General features: G+C 74.0%; 18 protein-coding genes. 15 read left to right on the top strand and 3 right to left on the bottom strand.

The genetic code is table 11. From position 1 onward, the window contains the following. The first annotated feature begins 132 nt into the window (after positions 1 to 132). On the top strand, positions 133 to 1263 hold the full coding sequence (locus V2S66_RS30145) for a glycosyltransferase family 4 protein (RefSeq protein WP_330799917.1): 1131 nt from the start codon (positions 133 to 135) through the stop codon (positions 1261 to 1263). Positions 1264 to 1452: 189 nt separating this feature from the next. Here V2S66_RS30145 and V2S66_RS30140 read toward each other — a convergent pair whose 3' ends face one another. Then, positions 1453 to 3279 carry a glycoside hydrolase family 15 protein gene (locus tag V2S66_RS30140; protein ID WP_330799933.1) on the bottom strand — a complete coding sequence of 609 codons (1827 nt, stop codon included), beginning with the start codon at positions 3277 to 3279 and terminating at the stop codon, positions 1453 to 1455. Between the two features lie 498 nt (positions 3280 to 3777). On the opposite strand from V2S66_RS30140, the gene V2S66_RS30135 reads away from it, so the two are divergent. The 10 genes from V2S66_RS30135 (at position 3778) to V2S66_RS30090 (ending at position 16502) form a co-directional block, all read left to right on the top strand. Beyond that, positions 3778 to 5454, top strand: coding sequence for a CTP synthase (locus V2S66_RS30135; protein ID WP_330799916.1), 1677 nt, complete (start codon positions 3778 to 3780; stop codon positions 5452 to 5454). 1 nt (position 5455) lies between these two features. Next, entirely contained in the window at positions 5456 to 6079 is a 624-nt protein-coding gene (locus V2S66_RS30130; RefSeq protein WP_330799915.1) for an NUDIX hydrolase, read from the top strand. A gap of 305 nt (positions 6080 to 6384) precedes the next feature. Continuing rightward, positions 6385 to 8595, top strand: a complete 2211-nt coding sequence (locus V2S66_RS30125) for a tetratricopeptide repeat protein (protein WP_330799914.1) — start codon at positions 6385 to 6387, stop codon at positions 8593 to 8595. Positions 8596 to 9018: 423 nt separating this feature from the next. Continuing rightward, complete coding sequence (gene ald, locus V2S66_RS30120; protein WP_330799932.1) at positions 9019 to 10134, top strand: alanine dehydrogenase; 1116 nt, start codon at positions 9019 to 9021, stop codon at positions 10132 to 10134. 361 nt (positions 10135 to 10495) lie between these two features. After that, complete coding sequence (locus V2S66_RS30115; RefSeq protein WP_413966520.1) at positions 10496 to 11464, top strand: ParA family protein; 969 nt, start codon at positions 10496 to 10498, stop codon at positions 11462 to 11464. After that, positions 11449 to 12105: a hypothetical protein gene (locus V2S66_RS30110; protein ID WP_330799912.1), complete on the top strand. Its 657-nt coding sequence runs from the start codon at positions 11449 to 11451 to the stop codon at positions 12103 to 12105. Before V2S66_RS30115 ends, V2S66_RS30110 begins: the two co-directional genes overlap by 16 nt. A gap of 118 nt (positions 12106 to 12223) precedes the next feature. Beyond that, the gene (locus V2S66_RS30105; RefSeq protein ID WP_330799911.1) at positions 12224 to 13438 is read left to right on the top strand and encodes a segregation and condensation protein A; all 1215 of its coding nucleotides are present in this window, start codon (positions 12224 to 12226) and stop codon (positions 13436 to 13438) included. Then, positions 13435 to 14139, top strand: coding sequence for an SMC-Scp complex subunit ScpB (gene scpB, locus V2S66_RS30100; protein ID WP_330799910.1), 705 nt, complete (start codon positions 13435 to 13437; stop codon positions 14137 to 14139). Before V2S66_RS30105 ends, scpB begins: the two co-directional genes overlap by 4 nt. Continuing rightward, positions 14139 to 15305 carry a pseudouridine synthase gene (locus V2S66_RS30095; protein WP_330799909.1) on the top strand — a complete coding sequence of 389 codons (1167 nt, stop codon included), beginning with the start codon at positions 14139 to 14141 and terminating at the stop codon, positions 15303 to 15305. The genes scpB and V2S66_RS30095 overlap by 1 nt, the downstream gene beginning before the upstream one ends. Before the next feature lie 201 nt (positions 15306 to 15506). Next, positions 15507 to 16502 carry an ADP-ribosylglycohydrolase family protein gene (locus tag V2S66_RS30090; RefSeq protein WP_330799931.1) on the top strand — a complete coding sequence of 332 codons (996 nt, stop codon included), beginning with the start codon at positions 15507 to 15509 and terminating at the stop codon, positions 16500 to 16502. Here the strand turns inward: V2S66_RS30090 and V2S66_RS30085 are convergent. Continuing rightward, complete coding sequence (locus V2S66_RS30085) at positions 16455 to 17201, bottom strand: nucleotidyltransferase domain-containing protein (protein ID WP_330799908.1); 747 nt, start codon at positions 17199 to 17201, stop codon at positions 16455 to 16457. The genes V2S66_RS30090 and V2S66_RS30085 overlap by 48 nt on opposite strands. Before the next feature lie 202 nt (positions 17202 to 17403). On the opposite strand from V2S66_RS30085, the gene V2S66_RS30080 reads away from it, so the two are divergent. The 4 genes from V2S66_RS30080 (at position 17404) to der (ending at position 21478) form a co-directional block, all read left to right on the top strand. Further along, on the top strand, positions 17404 to 18489 hold the full coding sequence (locus V2S66_RS30080; RefSeq protein WP_330799907.1) for a prephenate dehydrogenase: 1086 nt from the start codon (positions 17404 to 17406) through the stop codon (positions 18487 to 18489). 123 nt (positions 18490 to 18612) lie between these two features. Beyond that, positions 18613 to 19299 carry a (d)CMP kinase gene (gene cmk / locus V2S66_RS30075; protein WP_330799906.1) on the top strand — a complete coding sequence of 229 codons (687 nt, stop codon included), beginning with the start codon at positions 18613 to 18615 and terminating at the stop codon, positions 19297 to 19299. Continuing rightward, the gene (locus tag V2S66_RS30070; protein ID WP_330799905.1) at positions 19257 to 19952 is read left to right on the top strand and encodes a lysophospholipid acyltransferase family protein; all 696 of its coding nucleotides are present in this window, start codon (positions 19257 to 19259) and stop codon (positions 19950 to 19952) included. Before cmk ends, V2S66_RS30070 begins: the two co-directional genes overlap by 43 nt. Positions 19953 to 20020: 68 nt before the next feature. Continuing rightward, positions 20021 to 21478, top strand: a complete 1458-nt coding sequence (gene der, locus V2S66_RS30065) for a ribosome biogenesis GTPase Der (RefSeq protein WP_330799904.1) — start codon at positions 20021 to 20023, stop codon at positions 21476 to 21478. A 58-nt stretch (positions 21479 to 21536) separates the two neighbouring features. Here the strand turns inward: der and V2S66_RS30060 are convergent, their stop codons facing one another. After that, positions 21537 to 21776, bottom strand: coding sequence for a hypothetical protein (locus V2S66_RS30060; RefSeq protein ID WP_330799903.1), 240 nt, complete (start codon positions 21774 to 21776; stop codon positions 21537 to 21539). Positions 21777 to 21944: the final 168 nt, after the last annotated feature.

Raw genomic sequence — 21944 nt, 5'->3', positions numbered from 1 at the left:
GACCCCGCACCGGGCCATGTCTGCCACCCCGGGCCACCCCGACCGCGGGGCGGCCACCGCATCCCTACGAGCCGCCCCCCGCACCACCCGCACCGCCCGCAGCAGGGCGCCGAGTCAGGAGCAGCAGCCCGCGTGAGCAGCACCTCGCAGCCCGTCCAGGGGCAGCTGCACGCCGTGCACGTACTGGGCACGGCGGCGGCCGCGCACGTCAGTTCGCTGGCGGGCGGCCTGGTCGCGCGCGGGGTGCAGGTCACGGTGTGCGCGCCGGCCGCGGTGGAGCGGGACCACACGTTCGGCGGCTCGGGCGCGCGCTTCGTCCCCGTGGAGGTGGGGCGCGGCGCGGCGTCGGACGCGCCCGCGGTGGCCGCGCTGCGCGCGGCGTGCGCCGACGCGGGCGTGGTGCACGCGCACGGTCTGCGCCCGGCGCTGCTGGCCGCCCTCGCGCTCAGCGGGCGCGCTACGCCGCTGGTGGTCAGCTGGCACGGCGGCGACGCGGCCCCGGACGGCGGCCGCGGCGGGGTGCTGCTGCGCTGGCTGGAGCGGCGCGCGCTGCGCGCCGCGTCGGTGGTGCTCGGCGTCTCCTCGGAGTCGGTCGACCGCGCCCGCGCCCACGGCGCCCACGACGTGCGGCTGGCGCCGCCCGCGGTGCCGCGGCCCACACCCCGGCCGCCCCGCCCGCCGGCCGACGGCGAACGGCACCGGCGGAAGACCCGCGCCGAGTTCGGCGCGGTGGACCGGCCGCTGCTGCTCGCGGTGGGCCGCCTCGAACCGCACAAGGGCCACCAGCTGCTGCTGGACGTCGCCGCGCGCTGGCGTGCGCTCGATCCGCCGCCGCTGATCGCGATCGCCGGCGAGGGGTCGGAGCGGGCCGCGCTGGAGCGCCGCATCGAGGCGGAGCGGCTGCCGGTGCTGCTGCTCGGGCGGCGCGACGACGTGCCCGACCTGCTGGCCGCCGCCGACCTGGTGCTGCTGCCCAGCCGCTGGGAGGCGCGCCCGCTGATCGCCCAGGAGGCGCTGCACGCCGGGGTCCCCCTGGTCGCCGCCGACACGGGCGGCACCCGCGAACTGGTCGGCGAAGCCGCCGCCCTGGTCCCCTACGGCGACGCGGCCGCCCTCGCCGACACCGCCGCCGCCCTCCTCGCGGACCCGGCCCGCCGCACCGCCCTCGCCATCGCCGGCCGCGCCCAGGCCGCCACCTGGCCCACCGAGGACGACACCGTCGCCCAGGTCCTCACCATCTACGACGAGTTCACCCGCCCCTGACCTCTCGCCCACTGACCCCGGACGGCTCCCGCCCCGCCACGGGGGGCAGCGCGGCCCGCAGCAGCGCGCGGCGCGTCCACCCGGGGGCGCGGGGAACCGCGCGACGAGCCCGCGACCGGCCGGTGGCCCGGAGGCAAGTGCCCGGGGGCGCCCCGGACGGCTCCACCCCCAGCCCGCGGCAGCGCCCGGCTACGAGCGGAACGCGCCGCAGGCGGTGAGCCGGAGCGCCGTGTCGATCAGCGGCACATGGCTGAACGCCTGGGGGAAGTTGCCCACCTGGCGCTGCCGGCGGGGGTCCCACTCCTCGGCGAGCAGCCCCAGATCGTTCCGGAGCGCGAGCAGCTTCTCGAAGAGCCGCCGCGCCTCCTCCACCCGGCCGATCATCGCCAGGTCGTCGGCGAGCCAGAAGGAGCACGCCAGGAACGCCCCCTCGTCGCCGGGCAGGCCGTCGAGGTTCTCGTCGCCGCTCTCGTCGGAGCTGGACGTGCGGTAGCGCAGCACGAAGCCGTCGGAGGTGGACAGCTCCCGCTGGATCGCCTCGATCGTGCCGATCACCCGCTTGTCGTCCGGCGGCAGGAAGCCCATCTGCGGGATGAGCAGCAGCGAGGCGTCCAGCTCGCGCGAGCCGTAGGACTGGGTGAAGGTGTTGCGCTCCCGGTCGAAGCCCTTCTCGCACACGTCGTAGTGGATCTCGTCGCGCAGTTCCTTGAACCGCTCCAGCGGGCCGTCCACCTCGCCGGACTCGATGAGCTTGACGGTGCGGTCCACCGCGACCCAGGCCATCACCTTGGAGTGCACGAAGTGGCGGCGCGGGCCGCGTACCTCCCAGATGCCCTCGTCCGGCTCCATCCAGTGCTTCTCCAGGTAGCGGATCAGCTTCAGCTGCAGCAGGCACGCGTAGTCGTTGCGGGTGAGCCCGGTCATGTTCGCCAGGTGCAGCGCCTCGGTGACCTCGCCGTAGACGTCCAGCTGGAGCTGGTGGGCGGCGCCGTTGCCGATCCTGACCGGCGCGGAGTTCTCGTACCCGGGCAGCCAGTGCAGCTCGTTCTCGCCCAGCTCGCGCTCGCCCGCGATGCCGTACATGATCTGCAGGTTCTCCGGGTCGCCCGCGACCGCGCGCAGCAGCCACTCGCGCCAGGCGCGGGCCTCCTCGCGGTAGCCGGTGCGCAGCAGCGAGGACAGGGTGATCGCGGCGTCGCGCAGCCAGGTGAACCGGTAGTCCCAGTTCCGGACGCCGCCGATGTCCTCGGGCAACGATGTCGTCGGCGCCGCGACGATCCCGCCGGTCGGTCCGTAGGTGAGCGCCTTGAGGGTGATCAGCGAGCGGATCACCGCCTCGCGGTAGGGCCCGGTGTAGGTGCACTGCTCGACCCACTCGCGCCAGAAGTCCTCGGTCGCGGTGAGCGAGCCCTCGGGGTCCGGCAGCGCGGGCTGCGGCTTGTGCGACGGCTCCCAGCTGATGGTGAACGCGATCCGGTCGCCGGGCGAGACGGTGAACTCGGAGTAGGTGGTCAGGTCCTTGCCGTACGTGTCGACCTCGGTGTCCAGCCAGACCGAGTCAGGACCCGCGACCGCGACCGTGCGGTCGCCGACCTTGTGCACCCACGGCGTGATCTGCCCGTAGGAGAACCGCATCCGCAGGGACGAGCACATCGGCACCCGGCCGCTGACGCCCTCCACGATGCGGATCAGCTGCGGCGCGCCGTCGCGCGGCGGCATGAAGTCGATCACCCGGACCGTGCCGCGCCAGGTGTCCCACTCCGACTCCAGCACCAGCGAGTCGCCGCGGTACCTGCGGCGTGTCGCGCGGGGCGGCTCACCGCCCTCGGGGTCGGCGGGGCCGACCCGCCAGAAGCCGTGCTCCTCGGTGCCCAGCAGTCCGGCGAAGACCGCGGGGGAGTCGAACCTCGGCAGGCACAGCCAGTCGACGGTGCCGTCGATGCACACCAGTGCGGCGGTCTGCATGTCGCCGATGAGTGCGTAGTCCTCGATACGCCCTGCCACGTGCCACTCCAGTCGAACACGGCGCCGCCCTCACGGGAGCGGTCCAGCGGTCTAGGGGGATGAACAGATCTGGATCTGTGACGAGCTTTTCGATCCGGAAGTGGGCGGGGATGGTGCCGTGCCGGTCGCTCGCGCAATGCGTCCGTGCAGAATACGTCCTCGCGACCGGCGGTGGGTGCGTCTCTTCGATCTTCGACGAGTCTGTCAGGTCGCCCTTGGGGGAGCCTTGGGCCAGCCCCCGGAACAATAAATTCCGCCATCCGCCGGCGAACCCCGGTCGCCGTTGTCGCGAGGTTCGCACATCTCACCCACGAGCTTCTCACATCGCCGCGCGGACGCCCATGATCAGCGGAAAGCCACCGCCGGGTGACGGCGCATGCGGAGCCCCGCCGCCGTCGCTGATACCCTGGTAGCCCGTGGGCCGGTGGGCTGAACCACTGAACCGCCGCGACGGCGCTCCCCCTTAAGGCGCCGTCCCGACCCTCACCTCGCGACCACGGGAGCCCCCTCTTGGCACCTTTCTTGAACAGTGCGCCGAAGTCCACGACGACCAAGCACATCTTCGTCACCGGCGGCGTGGCCTCCTCGCTGGGCAAGGGGCTGACCGCGTCCAGCCTCGGCGCGCTGCTCAAGGCGCGCGGCCTGCGGGTCACCATGCAGAAGCTCGACCCGTATCTGAACGTCGACCCGGGCACGATGAACCCCTTCCAGCACGGTGAGGTCTTCGTCACCGACGACGGCGCCGAGACCGACCTGGACATCGGCCACTACGAGCGGTTCCTCGACGTCAACCTGGCGGGCTCGGCGAACGTCACCACCGGCCAGATCTACTCCTCGGTGATCGCCAAGGAGCGGCGCGGCGAGTACCTGGGCGACACCGTGCAGGTCATCCCGCACATCACCAACGAGATCAAGTCCCGCATCCGGCGGATGGCCACCGACGACGTGGACGTGGTGATCACCGAGGTCGGCGGCACGGTCGGCGACATCGAGTCGCTGCCGTTCCTGGAGTCGGTCCGCCAGGTCCGCCACGAGGTCGGCCGGGACAACGTGTTCGTGGTGCACATCTCCCTGCTCCCGTACATCGGCCCGTCCGGCGAGCTGAAGACCAAGCCCACCCAGCACTCCGTCGCGGCGCTGCGCAACATCGGCATCCAGCCCGACGCGATCGTGCTGCGCGCCGACCGCGACGTGCCCACCGCGATCAAGCGCAAGATCTCGCTGATGTGCGACGTCGACGAGGACGCGGTGGTCGCCGCGATCGACGCGCCGTCCATCTACGACATCCCCAAGGTGCTGCACACCGAGGGCCTGGACGCCTATGTGGTCCGCCGGCTGGACCTGCCGTTCCGCGATGTGGACTGGACCCAGTGGGACGACCTGCTCAGGCGGGTGCACGAGCCCGCGCACGAGGTGACCGTCGCCCTGGTCGGCAAGTACATCGACCTGCCCGACGCCTACCTCTCGGTCACCGAGGCGCTGCGGGCCGGCGGCTTCGCCAACAACGCCAAGGTCCACATCAAGTGGGTCACCTCCGACGACTGCAAGACCGCGGCGGGCGCCGCCGCCCAGCTCTCCGACGTGGACGCGATCTGCGTGCCCGGCGGCTTCGGCGACCGGGGCGTGGAGGGCAAGGTCTCCGCGATCACCTACGCCCGGGAGAACCGCGTCCCGCTGCTCGGCCTCTGCCTCGGCCTGCAGTGCATCGTCATCGAGGCGGCGCGCAACCTGGCCGGCATCGAGGACGCCAACTCCACCGAGTTCGACCCGGCCACCGGCCACCCGGTCATCTCCACCATGGCCGAGCAGCTCGACATCGTCGGCGGCAAGGGCGACCTCGGCGGCACCATGCGGCTGGGCACCTACCCGGCCAGGCTCGCCGAGGGCTCCATCGTCCGCGAGGTCTACGGCGACCAGCCCTACGTCGAGGAGCGGCACCGCCACCGCTACGAGGTCAACAACGCCTACCGCGCGGAGCTGGAGAAGAAGGCCGGCATCGTCTTCTCCGGCACCTCCCCCGACAACAAGCTCGTGGAGTACGTGGAGTACCCGCGCGAGGTGCACCCCTACCTGGTCGCCACCCAGGCGCACCCCGAACTGAAGTCCAGGCCGACCCGTCCGCACCCGCTCTTCGCCGGCCTGGTCAAGGCCGCGGTGACCGCTCTCACGGCGCGGCAGGAGGGCTGACATGCTGACCGACACCCCGCAGGAGTGGCGGGTCACGGCCACCACGACGCCGTTCACCGGCAACAAGACGGCCGTCCGCACCGACCAGGTGGTGATGCCCGACGGCAGCACCGCGGCCCGCGACTACCAGGTGCACCCCGGCTCGGTCGCGGTGCTCGCCCTGGACGAGGCCGGGCGGGTGCTGGTCATCAACCAGTACCGGCACCCGGTGCGCCACAAGCTGTGGGAGATCCCGGCCGGCCTGCTCGACGTCCCCGGCGAGAACCCGCTGCACGCCGCCCAGCGCGAGCTGTACGAGGAAGCCCACGTCAGGGCCGAGGACTGGCGGGTGCTCGTCGACCTCTTCCCCTCGCCGGGCGGCTCCGACGAGGCGGTGCGGATCTTCCTGGCGCGCGGCGTCGCGGAGGCGGAGGGCGAGCGCTACGAGGTCTCCGAGGAGGAGGCCGACATGGAGATCGCCCGGGTGCCGCTGGCCGAGCTGGTCCGCGGGGCGCTCGCCGGCGACCTGCACAACACCTGCATGGTCGCCGCGGTGACGGCGCTGTCGGCCGCGATCGCCGCGGACGCCGTCGAGGGGCTGCGGCCCGCCGAGGCGCCCTGGCCGGCCCGGCCCTTCACGCGCTGACCGGTCCGGGCGCCGGCGCGCAGCGTGGTCCGCGCACCGGCGTCCGTGCCCGTACCTGAGCCCGTGCGGCCTGACGCGGCTGACGCGGCCGACCGCGTATGACGCAGCGTCAGCGAGGTGGTCGGCGCGGGGTGGTGGGTGCGAGGCGGTGGCACGCTTGCCCCTCGATCTCGGTCCGATGATCCGATGGGGTGATCATGGACGGCGTTGGCCGCGTCGAAGCCGGGGGCGGCCGGTCCGGCGTGAACTAGGCTCGGCGCACGCCCCTTTCCGGGCCCCATCCCACTCAGCCGGGAGCGTGCCACGTGACCGACCAGGCGCTCGACCCGCCTCCGGCGCGATCCCTCGCGGGGAGCACGCCGGAACAGCCGGTGGCCGGGTCCCCGGCCGCGGCCGCGGGTGCGCGGAAGCGCGGCGCGCAGCCGGCGCGCGACGAGGAGCGCAGGGCCGCCGCCAAGTCCGCGGTGTCACACGGGCCGGCCGGACACCACGGACCGACGGGGTCGAACCCCTTCGTCGGGCGGGAGCGGGAACTCGGCGAGCTGCGGGCCGAGATCGAGCGGCCGGGACTCGGCGTCGCCGGCGGCCGCGAGGCCGAGCGGAGCCGGGTGCTGCTGGTCGTCGGGCGCCCCGGCATCGGCAGGACCGCGGTCGCGGTGGAGCTGGCCCGGCAGGTCAAGGACGCCTACCCCGACGGCAGGCTCTTCGCGCGGCTCACCACCGACGGCGGCGAGCCGGTCCCCGCCGAGCTGACCGCCCGCACCCTGCTGCGCGCGCTGCGCGCGGGGCCCGTCAAGGGCGACCCGGTGGCGGCGCTGCGCGAGGCCACCGAGGGCAGACGGCTGCTGCTGGTGCTGGACGACGTCCGCTCCGCCGAGAGCCTGGCCGGGCTGCTGCCGCGCTCGCCGGGCAGCCTGGTGGTGGCCACCTCGGACGGCCCGCTGTCCGGCGTCCCCGACGTCCGGCCCTGCACGCTCGGCGGCCTCGACACCCCGGCCGCGGTGCTGCTGCTCTCGCAGAGCCTCGGCGACATCCGCCTGACCAACGACCCGCGCGGCGCCGAGACCCTCGTACAGGAGGCAGGCGGCCATCCGACCGCGCTGCGGCTGCTCGCCGCCTGGCTCGCCGCTCAGCCCCGCCTCTCGCTGTCCGACGCCGCCGCCCGGCTGCGCGCGGTCCCGGCCACCGCGCCCACCAGGGCGGCGGCGCCCGCCGAGGCCGCCGCCGGGACGCCCGCCGCCGAGGCCGCGGCTCCCGCGGCGCGGCCCGCCGCCCCCACCACCCCGCCGGAACTGGTCCGCGCCTTCCGCCTGGTCCACGAGTCGCTGCCGGCGAACGCCGCGCGCATCCTGCGCCTGCTGGTGCTGGCCCCGGCCGGCTGGGTGGACGCGCAGGTGGCCTCCGCGCTCGCCGGCTGCTCGGTGGCGGCCGCCCGCGGCGCGCTGGACGACTTCGTGGCCGGCGGCCTGCTGCACGGCGGGCCCGAAGGACGGCGGCCGTACCGGGTGCCCGGCTGCCTGGAACCGCTGCTGCGGGCGCTCGCCGACATCACCGACCGGCCGGAGGACCTGCGGCTCGCGCGCGCCCGGATGCTGGAGCGGACCGTGCGGCTGCTGCACACCTGCCTTGCGGCGCTCACCGGGGAGGACCAGGACGACGCCCTGCCCGGCGCGCACCGCTTCGCCTCGCCCGCCGAGGCCGCCGACTGGCTGCGCCCCCGGCTGCCCGCGCTGCTCGCCGCGGCCAGGGACGCCGTCGCCGACGGCGAGCTGGACACGCTGGCCCGCCGACTGGTCGCCGCGCTGGTGCGCGCGCTGGTGGCGCTGCCCGGCGCGGACGCGATGGCGGCGGAGCGCTACGAGCTGCACCGGCTGGTCCTGGACGTCGCCGAGCGGCGCGGCCTGCACCGCGAGAAGGCCGCCGCGCTGATCAACCTCGCCGACCTCGACGCCGAGGCGGGCCGCGCCGACAGCGCGCTGGCCACATACCGGCAGGCGCTGGACGCGGCGCGCGCGGGCGACGACACGGAGGCGGAGGGCCGCGTCCTGGAGGCGCTCGGCGGCACCTACCTCGACCGGCAGGACCTGCCGCGGGCCTGCGACTGGTTCGGCCGCGCGCTGGCGCTGCGCCAGGGCCGCGGCGAGCTGGTCCACCAGGCCAGGCTGCACGGCAGGATCGGTGCCGTGCTCACGTACCTCGGGCGGTACGGTCCCGCGCTGCGCGAGTGGCGCTCCTCGGCGGCGATCCACCGCCGGCTCGGCGACCTGCCCGCGCAGGCCCGCGCGCTCACCGAGGCGGCCCGGGTGCAGGAGTACGCGGGCCACCCCGAGGACGCGCTGCGCACCTGCCGCGACGCGCTGTACTGGGCCCGGCAGGCGGGCGAGCGGCGGCTGGAGGGCGCGGTGCTGCTGCGGCTGGCCGACGCGCTGGACCGGCTCGGCGACAGCAGCGGCGCGGGCCTGCAGCGCGCGGCGGCGCAGCGGCTCTTCGGGCCCGGCGAGCTGCCGGCGTCCTGAGCCGCGCAGCCGCCCGCCGTTCGGCCCGGCTCCCCGGTTCCCGGCCTCGCGCCGGTTCCCCCCGATCTCCCCGCACCTCTGCGCGCCCTCTTCCCGCCTCTTCCGGCCTCGTGCGGCTTCTTCCGGCCCGATGCGGGCCCGCGGCCGGCCCGCGTGTGGGCCGCCGTGCGCCGGTCCGCGGGCCGCTGACCCGGTGTTCTGGCCGAGTGACTTCCTGGCGACCTACGAAACTGCCAATGGTCTCGGCCAAACAAACCACTTTGTAAGGCTGGACAGCAGCTCGCCCTTCACTAGACTGGCCTCACCGCGCGCATCGCGGTCACGTCCTGACGTGTCATGCCATCTCGCGTCATGTCCGGACGAACTGTCGGCATGTCCGCAGAACCCTCCAGAATCTCCCTGAGCACAAGGACCGTGATCGACGTGAAGGTGGGCATCCCCCGCGAGGTCAAGAACAACGAGTTCCGCGTGGCCATCACCCCGGCCGGCGTGCACGAGCTCGTTCGCAACGGACACCAGGTCGTCGTCGAGCAGGGCGCCGGCGCCGGCTCGTCCATCCCCGACGAGGAGTACGTCACGGCCGGCGCCGCCATCCTCGGCACCGCCGACGAGGTGTGGGCGGCGGCCGACCTGCTGCTGAAGGTCAAGGAGCCGATCGCGGAGGAGTACCACCGCCTGCGCAAGGGCCAGACCCTCTTCACCTACCTGCACCTGGCCGCCTCCCGCGCCTGCACCGACGCGCTCCTGGAGTCCGGCACCACCGCGATCGCGTACGAGACGGTGGAGACCGCGCAGCGCCAGCTGCCGCTGCTCGCGCCGATGTCCGAGGTGGCCGGGCGGCTCGCCCCGCAGGTCGGCGCCTACCACCTGATGCGCTCGGCCGGCGGCCGCGGCGTGCTGCCCGGCGGGGTGCCCGGCGTCCTCGCCGGGACCGCCGTCGTCATCGGCGCGGGCGTCTCCGGCTGGCACGCCGCGACGATCGCGCTCGGCCTCGGCTTCCACGTCACGCTGCTGGACAAGGACGTCAACAAGCTGCGCGAGGCCGACAAGGTGTTCGGCAACCGGGTGCAGACGCTCGCCTCCAACACCTACGCGCTGGAGCAGGCGGTGCTCGGCGCCGACCTGGTGATCGGCGCGGTGCTCATCCCCGGCGCCAAGGCGCCGAAGCTGGTCACCAACGAGCTGGTGTCGCGGATGAAGCCGGGTTCGGTACTTGTCGACATCGCGATCGACCAGGGCGGCTGCTTCGAGGACTCGCGGCCCACCACGCACGCGGAGCCGACCTTCGCGGTCCACGACTCGGTGTTCTACTGCGTGGCGAACATGCCGGGCGCGGTTCCCAACACCTCCACCTACGCGCTCACCAACGCGACGCTGCCGTACATCGTCGAACTGGCCAACCGCGGTTGGCGCGACGCGCTGCGCCGCGACCCGGCCCTCGCGCTGGGCCTCAACACCCATGAGGGACAGGTCGTTTACGGTCCGGTGGCCGAGGCGCACGGCCTGCACGCCGCCGACCTGCAGGCGCTGCTGGGCTGACCGCCCGAGGGCGCGGTTCAACTCGCGGAGGACGGCCGGGTCTTGGTGCACAAGATCCGGCCGTTCGCCTCGTTACGCCCTTGACAGAAGGGTGTTCGGTTGCCGACACATCGCGCCGTGTCCGGCGGATTGTGTTGCTGTGGACCACCGACACGCCATAGAGTCGCGAAACGTCGGCTGTAGTCACGCTGACCTGTCTAGAAGTTTCCTGGTCACCAAGGAGGTAAGACGACTTGTGAATGAGTCGACATTTGCTCCCGGGGGTGGTCAACCAGGAATGACCGTCGGTTCCGTCGCGGTCCGCACCTTCGAGTCCCGCCGAGCCGAGACGACGACCACAGAGACGCAACCCGCTTACGCCATGGCGCCTTTCAACAACAACAACGACGACCTGCAGGACGGCCAGTTCTACGACCCGGACGCCGAGTACGAACCGGACCCGGAGTACGCCGCCACGCTGGCCCCCGACGCCGCGCGCCAGCGCCGCGAACGCGTGGGCCCCACCGGTCGGCCGCTGCCGTACTTCCCGATCCCCAACCCGCTGACCGACCACGGCCCCGCGAAGATCATCGCGATGTGCAACCAGAAGGGCGGGGTCGGCAAGACCACCTCGACCATCAACCTGGGCGCCGCGCTCGCCGAGTACGGCCGCCGGGTGCTGCTCGTCGACTTCGACCCGCAGGGCGCGCTGTCGGTGGGCCTGGGCGTCAACCCGATGGAACTCGACATCACCGTCTACAACCTGCTGATGGAGCGCGGGCTGGCGGCGGACGAGGTGCTGCTCAAGACGGCCGTGCCCGGCATGGACCTGCTGCCCAGCAACATCGACCTGTCGGCCGCCGAGGTGCAGCTGGTGAGCGAGGTGGCCAGGGAGTCCGCGCTGCAGCGCGCCCTGAAGCCGCTGATGTCGGACTACGACTACGTGGTGATCGACTGCCAGCCCTCGCTCGGCCTGCTCACGGTCAACGCGCTGACCGCCGCGCACTCGGTGATCGTGCCGCTGGAGTGCGAGTTCTTCGCGCTGCGCGGCGTCGCGCTGCTCACCGAGACCATCGAGAAGGTCCGCGAGCGGCTCAACCCCGAGCTGGAGCTCGACGGCATCCTCGCCACCATGTACGACTCGCGCACCGTGCACAGCCGCGAGGTGCTCGCGCGGGTGGTCGAGGCGTTCGACGACCACGTCTTCCACACCGTCATCGGCCGCACCGTGCGGTTCCCGGAGACCACCGTGGCCGGCGAGCCGATCACCACCTACGCCTCCAACTCCGTCGGCGCGGCGGCTTATCGACAACTCGCCAGGGAGGTGCTCGCCCGGTGCCACGCCGAGTGAGTCTGCCGGGTGCCGACGAACTGTTCCGGACCACCGGGGGAGCCGCGCTCCAGGCACCGCAGCCGCGGCAGCACACCGGTGGCGAGACGCAGTCCGCGGCGCAGGGCGACCAGCGGCTGCGGCCCGTCCCCGACGAGGGGGACGCACCGGGCTCCCCGGGACAGGGCCAGGGACCGGCCCGCGCGCCCGACGGCGACGGCGCGGAGCACAGCGGCCGCGACGGCGGCAGGGACCCGGGCGCCGCGCCCGGAGTCGTCCGCCGGCCGCTCACCGCCGCGGCGGCGCCCACCGTGACCGCGACGGTCGCCCCGCAGGTGCCGTCGCAGACCACCGGACAGCAGAACGGCGTACCGCAGGCAGGACCGCAGCAGCAGGCCCAGCAGCCGCAGGCCGCCCGGCGCAAGGCCCCCCGCCAGAACCGCAGGCCCAGCGGGCGCGAGCGGCACGACGAGAAGATCACCGTCTACGTGTCGGCCGAGGAGCTCATGGACCTGGAGCACGCCCGGCTGGTGCTCCGCGGCGAGCACGGACTCGCCATCGACCGCGGCCGGATCGTCCGCGAGGCCGTCGCCGTCGTCCTCGCCGACCTCGAGTCGCGCGGCGACGCCAGCATCCTCGTCCGCCGGCTGCGCGGACGCTGAGGCCGCCCGCGCGGCGGTGAGCCGGCGGTCGGCGCCCCGCACGGTGCGGCTGCGCCTGGGCAGCCCCCGACGGCCGGGGAGATAGCCTGCCCTCCTGAACCCCGCACCCTGGACCACGATGCCTGCCACCCCCTCCGACGACTCGGAACGCCCCCGCCGCCGCCTCGGCGGCGGTCCCGCCGCGTCCCCGCGCCCGCCGGAGCCCGTGCAGGAGCCTGAGCCCTTCCACGAGCCTGAGCCCGTCCACGAGCCGGTCCCGCCGCCGGCGGCGGCAGCCGAAGCCGCGCCCGAGGTCGTCCGTCCGCGTGAGCCCGAGCCGCCGCGCGAGCCGCTGCCCGTGCCCGCGGCCAGGTCCGGGCCGCGGCCCGCACCGGCGGCGGAGCGCGAGCCCGTGGCGGAGCCGGACCCCGGGCCCGTACCGGTGCCCGCGGCCAGGGCCGAGCCCGACCCGGTGGACCGGGATACGGCGACCGGGGAGCCCGCGGCGGCCGCGGACGGCGGCGTCTTCACCGTGCGGCTGGCGAACTTCGAGGGGCCGTTCGACCTGCTGCTCCAGCTGATCTCCAAGCACAGGATGGACGTCACCGAGGTCGCGCTCTCCAAGGTCACCAACGAGTTCATGGCGCACCTGCACGCCATGGGACCCGACTGGGACCTCGACCAGACCACCGAGTTCCTGGTGGTCGCGGCGACCCTGCTGGACCTGAAGGCGGCCCGGCTGCTGCCCGCCGCCGAGGTCGAGGACGAGGCGGACCTCGCCCTGCTGGAGGCCAGGGACCTGCTCTTCGCGCGGCTGCTGCAGTACCGCGCGTACAAGCAGATCGCGGCGATCTTCGCCGAGCGGCTGGAGGCGGAGGCGCTGCGCCGGCCGCGGACCGTCGGCCTGGAGCCGCAGCACGCGGAGCTGCTGCCCGAGGTCGTGCTCAGCATCGGCCCGGAGCGCTTCGCGCAGCTCGCGGTGAAGGCGATGCAGCCCAAGCCGAAGCCGCAGGTGTACGTGGACCACATCCACGCACCGCTGGTCAGCGTGCGCGAGCAGGCCGAGCACGTGATCGCGGTCCTGCGGGCGGTGGGCGCGGCGAGCTTCGGCGAGCTGACCGCAGACGCCGGCGACACCCTGACCGTGGTGGCCCGCTTCCTGGCGCTGCTGGAGCTGTACCGCGAGCGGGTCGTCGCGCTGGACCAGGAGGAGGCGCTCGGCGTCCTCCAGGTCCGCTGGACCGGCGGTGAGCAGGACGCGGCACGGCCGCTGGTGACCGACGAATTCGACCAGGAGGGAACCGCGCGGCCGCAGGCCGCCGCGGCGCCCGCTATCGAGGGAGAGCAGAGATGACGGACCTCGCCACCGGCCCGGTGGACGCCGCCCTCGCGGACGGCGACCCACCACCCGCGGGCCTGCTCGACGCCGCGGCCGCCTCGCTCGACCTCAAGCCGGCGCTGGAGGCGGTGCTGATGGTCGTCGACGAGCCCGCGACCGAGGAGCACCTGGCCAAGGTGCTGGACCGGCCGCGCCGCGCGATCGGCAAGGCGCTGCGCGAGCTGTCCGACGACTACACCCGGGAGGGCCGCGGCTTCGACCTGCGGCTGATCGCCGGCGGCTGGCGTTTCTACACCCGGGCGGAGTTCGGGCCGGCGGTCGAGCGCTTCGTGCTGGACGGCCAGCACGCACGGCTCACCCAGGCCGCGCTGGAGACGCTCGCGGTCGTCGCGTACCGGCAGCCGGTGAGCCGATCGCGGGTCTCCGCGGTCCGCGGGGTCAACTGCGACGGCGTGATGCGGACCCTCCTGCAGCGGGGCCTGGTGGCCGAAGGTGGGACGGAACCCGAGACAGGTGCGATCCTGTACAGGACGACGAACTACTTCCTGGAACGTATGGGCCTGCGCAGCCTCGACGAGCTGCCCGAGCTCGCCCCGTTCCTGCCGGAGGCGGACGCGGTCGAGGCGGAGTCCCAGGAGGGCCTGCCGTCCTTCGACCCGGACGCACTCGACGAGACACCGACCAGTTCGATGACCACCTCGATTACGGAAACTTGATGCGAAGCAGCGACAGGAACAGCGGCGGCAACCGGAGCTCCCGGGGCGGCAGCGGCGGCGGACCCGACCGCCGTGGCGGCGGCTCCGAGCGGCGCGGCGGCGGCGCCGACCGCCGTGGCGGCGACGCCGGCGGCCGCGGGGACGCGGACCGCAGGGGCGACGGCCAGAACCGCCCGAGCAAGCCGCGTCCCGAGGAGCGCCGCTACGACGTCGGCAGCACCGGCCAGTCCGGGGCGAACAAGCCCGGCGGCATGCCCCGCACCAAGGCCGCCGGCGGCGCCAAGCCCGGCTCCAGGCCGACCGGGCCGAAGGCGTCGCCCGGCGGCCGCGGCCGCCGTACGCTGCCGGCCCGCCCGCGCGAGCTGGACGCCCAGATCGAGGAGCGCAACCGCGAGCGGCACGCCGGCAAGGAGCGCGCGGCCGGCGGCCGGGGCGGCGACGGCCAGGAAGGCGAGCGCCTGCAGAAGGTGCTGGCCAGGGCGGGCATGGGCTCGCGCCGGGCCTGCGAGGAGCTGATCGAGCAGCACCGCGTCGAGGTCAACGGGCAGATCGTCACCGAGCAGGGCATGCGGGTCGACCCGGAGCACGACGAGGTCAAGGTCGACGGCCTCACCGTCGCCACCCAGTCGTACCTGTTCTTCGCGCTGAACAAGCCGGCCGGCGTCGTCTCCACGATGGAGGACCCCGACGGGCGGCAGTGCCTCGGCGACTACGTCACCAACCGTGAGACGCGCCTGTTCCACGTCGGCCGGCTCGACACCGAGACCGAGGGTCTGATCCTGCTCACCAACCACGGCGAGCTGGCGCACCGGCTGACGCACCCGCGCTACGGCGTGAAGAAGACGTACCTGGCCGCGATCCAGGGCCCGCTGCCCCGCGACCTCGGCAAGCAGCTCAAGAACGGCATCGAGCTGGAGGACGGCTGGGCCAAGGCCGACCACTTCCGGATCGTGCAGAACACCGGCAAGAACTACCTGGTCGAGGTCACCCTGCACGAGGGCCGCAAGCACATCGTGCGGCGGATGCTCGCCGAGGCCGGCTTCCCCGTCGACAAGCTGGTCCGCACCAGCTTCGGCCCGATCCCGCTCGGCGACCAGAAGTCCGGGTGGCTGCGCCGCCTCACCAACACGGAGGTCGGCATGCTGATGCAGGAGGTCGAGCTCTGACCCGTCCCGGGCGGTGACCGGCCGGTGGCATGCGCGGGCAAACCCCTCGCCGCCACCGGCCCGGGCGGCTTGGATGGCCGTATGACCATCCACGACAGCGGGAGGACCGCCGACGGCGCGTCCCACCCCTCCGACCCGTCCGACCGTTCCGGCGCGCCCGTCACGGCCCGGCAGCACGGCAAGCGTGCGGCGACCGGGACGATGACAGGGCTCGCGCTCGGGGACGCGCTGGGGTTTCCGACCGAGTTCCACACCATCGCCATGATCGAGGCGAACTTCGGGCCGTGGCGCGGCATCGAGCTGTACCGGCCGGCGGTGGTGTCGGACGACACCCAGATGACGCTGGCCTTCGCGCGCGGGCTGACGGCGGCGCTGGCCGAGGGCCCGCTGACGCCGCGGCGGCTGGCGGGCCCGGTCCGGCGGGAGTTCGTGGCGTGGTCGCGTTCGCCGGAGAACAACCGGGCGCCCGGCCGCACCTGCATGGAGGCGTGCGAACTGCTCGGCGACGAGGGGCTGCGCTGGCAGCAGGCGAGCCGCATCCACTCCAAGGGGTGCGGGGCGAACATGCGGGTCGCGCCGGCGGCCCTGGTACCCGGGCTGACCGAGCGGAGCAGGGCCGGCGCCGCCCAGTTGCAGGCCGCGCTCACCCACGGCCACCCCACCGGGCTCGCCGCCTCCGACCTGACGGCGTACACGACACGGCTGCTCGCCGAGGGCGCGCGGCCCGCCGAACTGCCCGCGCTGCTGCGCGGATACGTGGCCGCCAACCGGTCGTACTACCACGAGCACTGGCTCGGCGACCTGTGGACGTACAGCCAGGACCCCACGCCGACGCACTTCGCCAACCGCGGCTGGGACGAGTGCGCGCAGGTGCTCGACCGGCTCGACGACGCGCTCGCCGCGCACGACGTGGAGGCCGATCCGTGCGCGGTCACCGGTGCCGGATGGGTGGCGGAGGAGGCGTTCGCCACCGGGCTGCTGTGCTTCCTGCTCTTCCCCGAGGAGCCGGTGACGGCGCTGCGCCGGGCCGCGTGCAGCTCCGGCGACTCCGACTCCATCGCCTGCCTGACCGGCGCGTTCGCCGGCGCGCACCTCGGGGCCGGGGCGTGGCCGGAGGAGTGGGCCGCACGCATCGAGTACGGCGAGGAGCTACGGGCGCTGGGCGGCCTCTGGGACGCGGGGGAGAGCGGGCGCTGAGGCGGTGCGGCCGCGGACGCGGATCAGGAAGTCCTCGACGCGGGCCCGGCCCGGGTCGGCCGGCAGCGGGCTGCGCGAGACGGCCGCGTCGGCCTCCTCGTGCAGCGTCCGCATCCACGCCCGCACCTCGTCCCAGGTCCGCTCGCCGCGCCTGACCGCGAGCAGCGGCTCGCGCTGCTCGCCCACGTCGATGCCGAGCCGCCCGGTGCGCAGCAGGTCCCGGCAGCTGAGCAGCAGCCGCAGCAGGTGCATGGCGTGTTTCCACCGCGGTTCGCCGCGGGTCCTGATGTCCGCCTCCAGCCTGTTCAGCTGCTGCGCCGCGTAGCCGCGGAAGGTGCCGTGGACCTGCCGGGAGAGGAACGCCTCCCGCAGGTCGAGCAGTTCCTCGCCGACCTCGTCGACGTGTTCCACCAGCGGCGAGTGCAGGCACTCCAGCAGGTTGGGGTTGGCGCGCAGGGCGAGCGCGCAGAACCGTTCGATCTCCCAGGAGAACTGCTCGTCGCGCGGCCCGTTCACATGGGTGGGGGGCTTGTCGAGCCGCCAGTACAGCGGGGTGGGCGCCACGAACACCCCGCGCCGGTCGGCGTCGCTGCCCTCCGTGGCGAGCCCGAACGCCCGCGACCCCATCACGCAGGCGTACACGGTGTGGTCCCTGACCAGCTCGTGCCCGCGTTCCTCGGTCCCGGGAGATTCGCGCATGAGGGCGATTATCGCCAGCGTGTGCCGTCCGCGCCGGGCTTTTCGCGCTTCGGACGGTGAGCAGGGGATTTCCCGCAGTGACGGTCCTCGCGTGGGTGAGGGGACGGGTGGGATACGGGTGGTGCGGGCGTGGTGCGGGGGCGCCCGTCTCGCACTGCGGGCCGCGCCGTTGGCGCACCCCGGCGATGACTACGCTGGTGCCATGAGGACCGCGCTCGTGATCGGAACCGGCCTGATGGGCACATCGGCCGCCCTCGCGCTCACCGCGCGCGGCGTCGACGTCCACCTCACCGACCACGACGGCTCGGCCGCCCGCACCGCGGCCGCGCTCGGCGCGGGCACCGCGGGCGTGCCCGACGAGCCGGTCGACCTGGTGGTGGTGGCGGTGCCGCCCGCGCACGTCGCGACCAGCCTCGCCGACGCCCTGGGCCGCGGCCTCGGCCGGGGATACCTCGACGTGGCCAGCGTCAAGGGCGGCCCGCGCCGCGAGCTGGAGGCGCTCGGCTGCGACCTGAGCCGCTACATCGGCACGCACCCGATGGCCGGCCGGGAGCGGTCGGGGCCGCTGGCCGCGTCGGCCGACCTCTTCGAGGGCCGCCCCTGGGTGCTGACGCCGACGCCCGCCACCGACACCGAGGTGCTCAACCTCGCCCTGGAACTCGTCGCACTGTGCCGCGCGGTGCCGGTCGTGATGGACGCGGACGCGCACGACCGGGCCGTGGCCCTGGTCTCGCACACCCCGCAGCTGGTCTCCAGCATGGTCGCCGCACGGCTGGAGCACGCCGAGGACAGCGCGGTGCGGCTGTGCGGGCAGGGCATCCTCGACGTGACCCGGATCGCCGGGTCGCAGCCCGCGATGTGGATGGACATCCTCACCGCCAACCCCGGCCCGGTCGCCGACGTCCTCGCCGACCTCGCCACCGACCTCTCCGAGACCGTCGCCGCGCTGCGCTCCCTGCAGTCCGCCGACGACGCCAAGCGCCGCGACGGCGCCGCGGGCATCGAGGACATCCTGCGCCGCGGCAACGCCGGCCGCGCCAAGGTGCCGGGCAAGCACGGCGCCGCCCCCACGACGTACGAGGTCGTCGCCGTGCTCATCGGCGACCAGCCCGGCGAGCTGGCGCGGCTGTTCGCCGACGCCGGCGCCGCGGGCGTCAACATCGAGGACGTCCGCATCGAGCACGCCACCGCCCAGCAGGCCGGCCTGGTCAACCTGCTGGTCGAGCCGCGCTCGGCGCCCAAGCTCGCCGCCGCGCTGCGCGAGCGGGGCTGGGCGCTGCGGCAGTAGGGGCGGGTGCCGGAGCCGGGCGGGCGCCGGCGCCCCCGCGGGCCGGTAACCTTGTCGGTGGCCTCCGGTGATGACACCGGGGCGCCCCCACCCCGCTTCCGTGCACGAGGAAGGCCATCCGCTGTGTCACATCCGGTCGAACCGGTGATCGTCGCGATCGACGGCCCCTCCGGCACGGGCAAGTCCAGCACCTCCAGGGCGGTCGCCGCCAAGCTCGGGCTGAGCTATCTGGACACCGGTGCGATGTACCGCGCGATCACCTGGTGGATGCTCGGCAACGGCGTGGACGTCGCCGACCCCGACGCCGTCGCCGACCAGGCGGGCAAGGCGGCCATCGTCTCCGGCACCGACCCGGCGGCCCCCACCATCACCGTCGACGGCATGGACGTCTCCGGCCCGATCCGCACCCAGCAGGTCACCGCCGCGGTCAGCGCCGTCAGCGCGGTCCCCGAGGTGCGGCAGCGGATGGTCGACCTGCAGCGCGCGGCGGCCGTCGCGGCGGCCGGCGGGATAGTCGTCGAGGGCCGCGACATCGGCACCACCGTGCTGCCCGACGCCACCGTCAAGATCTTCCTCACCGCCTCTGCCGAGGCCCGTGCGGCCCGCCGCAGCGGCGAGCTGAAGGGCGCGGTCACCGTCGCGGCCACCCAGGCCGACCTGGTCCGGCGCGACGCCGCCGACTCCGGCCGCAAGACCTCCCCGCTCGCCAAGGCCGCCGACGCGGTCGAGGTCGACACCACCCAGCTCACCCTCGAGCAGGTCATCGAATGCGTCGTGACTCTGGTCGAGGAGAAGCGGGCGGCCCTGTGACGTCCCAGGCACGCCCCGCGCCCGGCCCGCGCGGAGCGGCCGTCGCGCGCGGCATCGGCATCGGCCTGATGAACGGCCTGTGGCGGCCCCGGGTGCTCGGCGCCTGGCGGATCCCCGCCCAGGGCCCGGTCATCCTGGCCGGCAACCACAGCCACAACGTCGACGGCCCGATGCTCATCGGCACCTCGCCGCGGCCGATCCACTTCCTGGTGAAGAAGCAGGCGTTCGTCGGTCCGCTCGACCCGTTCCTGCGCTCCATCGGCCAGATCGGGATCGACCGGGACAGCGCCGACCGCACCGCGGTCGGCGCCGCCCTGGGCGTGCTGGAGCGCGGCGGCGTGCTCGGCATATTCCCCGAGGGCACCCGCGGCAACGGCGACTTCGCCGAGCTGCGCGGCGGCCTCGCCTACTTCGCGCTGCGCTCCGGCGCCCCGGTGCTGCCGGTGGCCGTGCTGGGCACCGCCCGCACCGGCCGGGTGGCACGGCGGCTGCCGCCGCTCGGCGCGCGGGTCGACGTCGTCTTCGGCGAGCCCTTCGACGCGGGGGACGGCAGCGGGCGCCGCACCCGTACCGCGCTGGACGCCGCCACCGTGCGGATCCAGGAACGGCTCGCCGCGCACCTGGCCGACGCCAGGCAGGCCACCGGCCGCTGAACCACACCGGCTGCCGCCTCCCGCACCACCGGCGGCAGCCACCACTGTTCGATCGACGGAGAGACCTCATGGACCAGCATTCCGACCACGGCGACACCGGCGCGCTCGGCGACGCCGAATACGCCGAGTTCATGGAGCTCGCCGCCGAAGAGGGCTTCGACCTCGAAGAGGTCGCCGACGACCTCGCCGAGGCGGGCCACGGCCCGCTCCCGGTGCTCGCCGTCGTCGGCCGGCCGAACGTCGGCAAGTCGACACTGGTGAACCGGATCATCGGCCGCCGCGAGGCCGTCGTGGAGGACCGCCCCGGCGTCACCCGCGACCGCGTCACGTACGAGGCGAACTGGAACGGCCGCCGCTTCAAGATCGTCGACACCGGCGGCTGGGAGCAGGACGTGCTCGGCATCGACGCCTCGGTCGCCGCGCAGGCCGAGTTCGCGATCGAGGCCGCCGACGCGGTGGTCTTCGTGGTCGACGCCACGGTCGGCGCCACCGACACCGACGAGGCCGTGGTGAAGCTGCTGCGCCGCGCGGGCAAGCCCGTGGTGCTCGCCGCGAACAAGGTCGACGGCCCCTCGGGCGAGGCGGACGCCGCCACGCTGTGGAACCTCGGCCTGGGCGAGCCGTTCCCGATCTCCTCGCTGCACGGGCGCGGCACCGGCGACCTGCTCGACGCCATCCTGGAGGCGCTGCCCGAGGCGCCCGCGATGACCTTCGGCAACGCTCTGGGCGGGCCCCGCAGGATCGCCCTGATCGGCCGGCCGAACGTCGGCAAGTCCTCGCTGCTGAACAAGGTCGCCAACGAGGACCGGGTGGTCGTCAACGAGGTCGCAGGCACCACCCGCGACCCCGTCGACGAGCTGATCGAACTCGGCGGGATCACCTGGAAGTTCATCGACACGGCCGGCATCCGCCGCCGGGTCCACCTCACCGAGGGCGCCGACTACTACGCCTCGCTGCGCACCGCGGCCGCGCTGGAGAAGGCCGAGGTCGCGGTGATCCTGATCGACTGCAGCGAGACGCTGGCCGAGCAGGACACCCGGATCATCACCATGGCCGTCGAGGCCGGCCGCGCCGTCGTCATCGCCTACAACAAGTGGGATCTGATGGACGAGGAGCGCCGCTACTACCTGGAGCGCGAGATCGAGCGCGACCTCGTCCAGGTGCAGTGGGCGCCGCGGGTGAACGTCTCGGCCCGCACCGGCCGCCACATGGAGAAGCTGGTGCCGGCGATCGAGGCCGCGCTGGCCGGCTGGGAGACCCGGGTGCCGACCGGGCGGCTCAACGCCTTCCTCGGCGAGCTGGTCGCCGCCCACCCGCACCCGATCCGCGGCGGCAAGCAGCCCCGCATCCTGTTCGGCACCCAGGCCGGCACCAAGCCGCCGCGCTTCGTGCTCTTCGCCTCCGGCTTCCTTGAGGCGGGCTACCGGCGCTTCATCGAGCGCCGGCTGCGCGAGGAGTTCGGCTTCGAGGGCACCCCGATCCAGGTGTCCGTACGGGTCAGGGAGAAGCGCGGCCGCAAGAAGTAGGCCGCGCTGCGGGCTACGGCCCGCGGTTCCTGGGCCGGTCCGGACCGGACCGCCGGTCTCAGTGCAGCCGGTTGTCGGAGCGGCCCGGCGGCAGCGCCGCCGGGCCCTCGCCGCGGTGCCGGCCGCCGGGGTTGAACGGCGGGTACTCCGCGTGCCAGGCCGCGAACCCCTTGAAGTGCAGCTGCTCCTCACCACTGCGGTCGCCGGGCAGGGTCAGGAAGAGCCGGCGGTACTCGGAGTACAGCGCGTCGTAGATCGGTGTGCCGCTGCCTGTCGCATACTCCTGCGCGCTGCGCATCGACGGGATGTAGCGCTGGTAGGGGGACCGGGGGGAGGAGGCGTCAAAGGAGTGCACGTAACTGCCAACGACGCTGTCCGCCCCCGAGATGCGGGCCGCACGGCTGAATTGCCGATCTTTGACCTCGTCGGCGGAGGCCCGGACGCACAGAGGGCGCGCCCGGCAGCC

Source organism: Actinacidiphila polyblastidii, assembly GCF_036353415.1.
Lineage (GTDB): Bacteria > Actinomycetota > Actinomycetes > Streptomycetales > Streptomycetaceae > Actinacidiphila > Actinacidiphila polyblastidii.
This window is presented reverse-complemented; position numbering and strand designations above follow the sequence as displayed.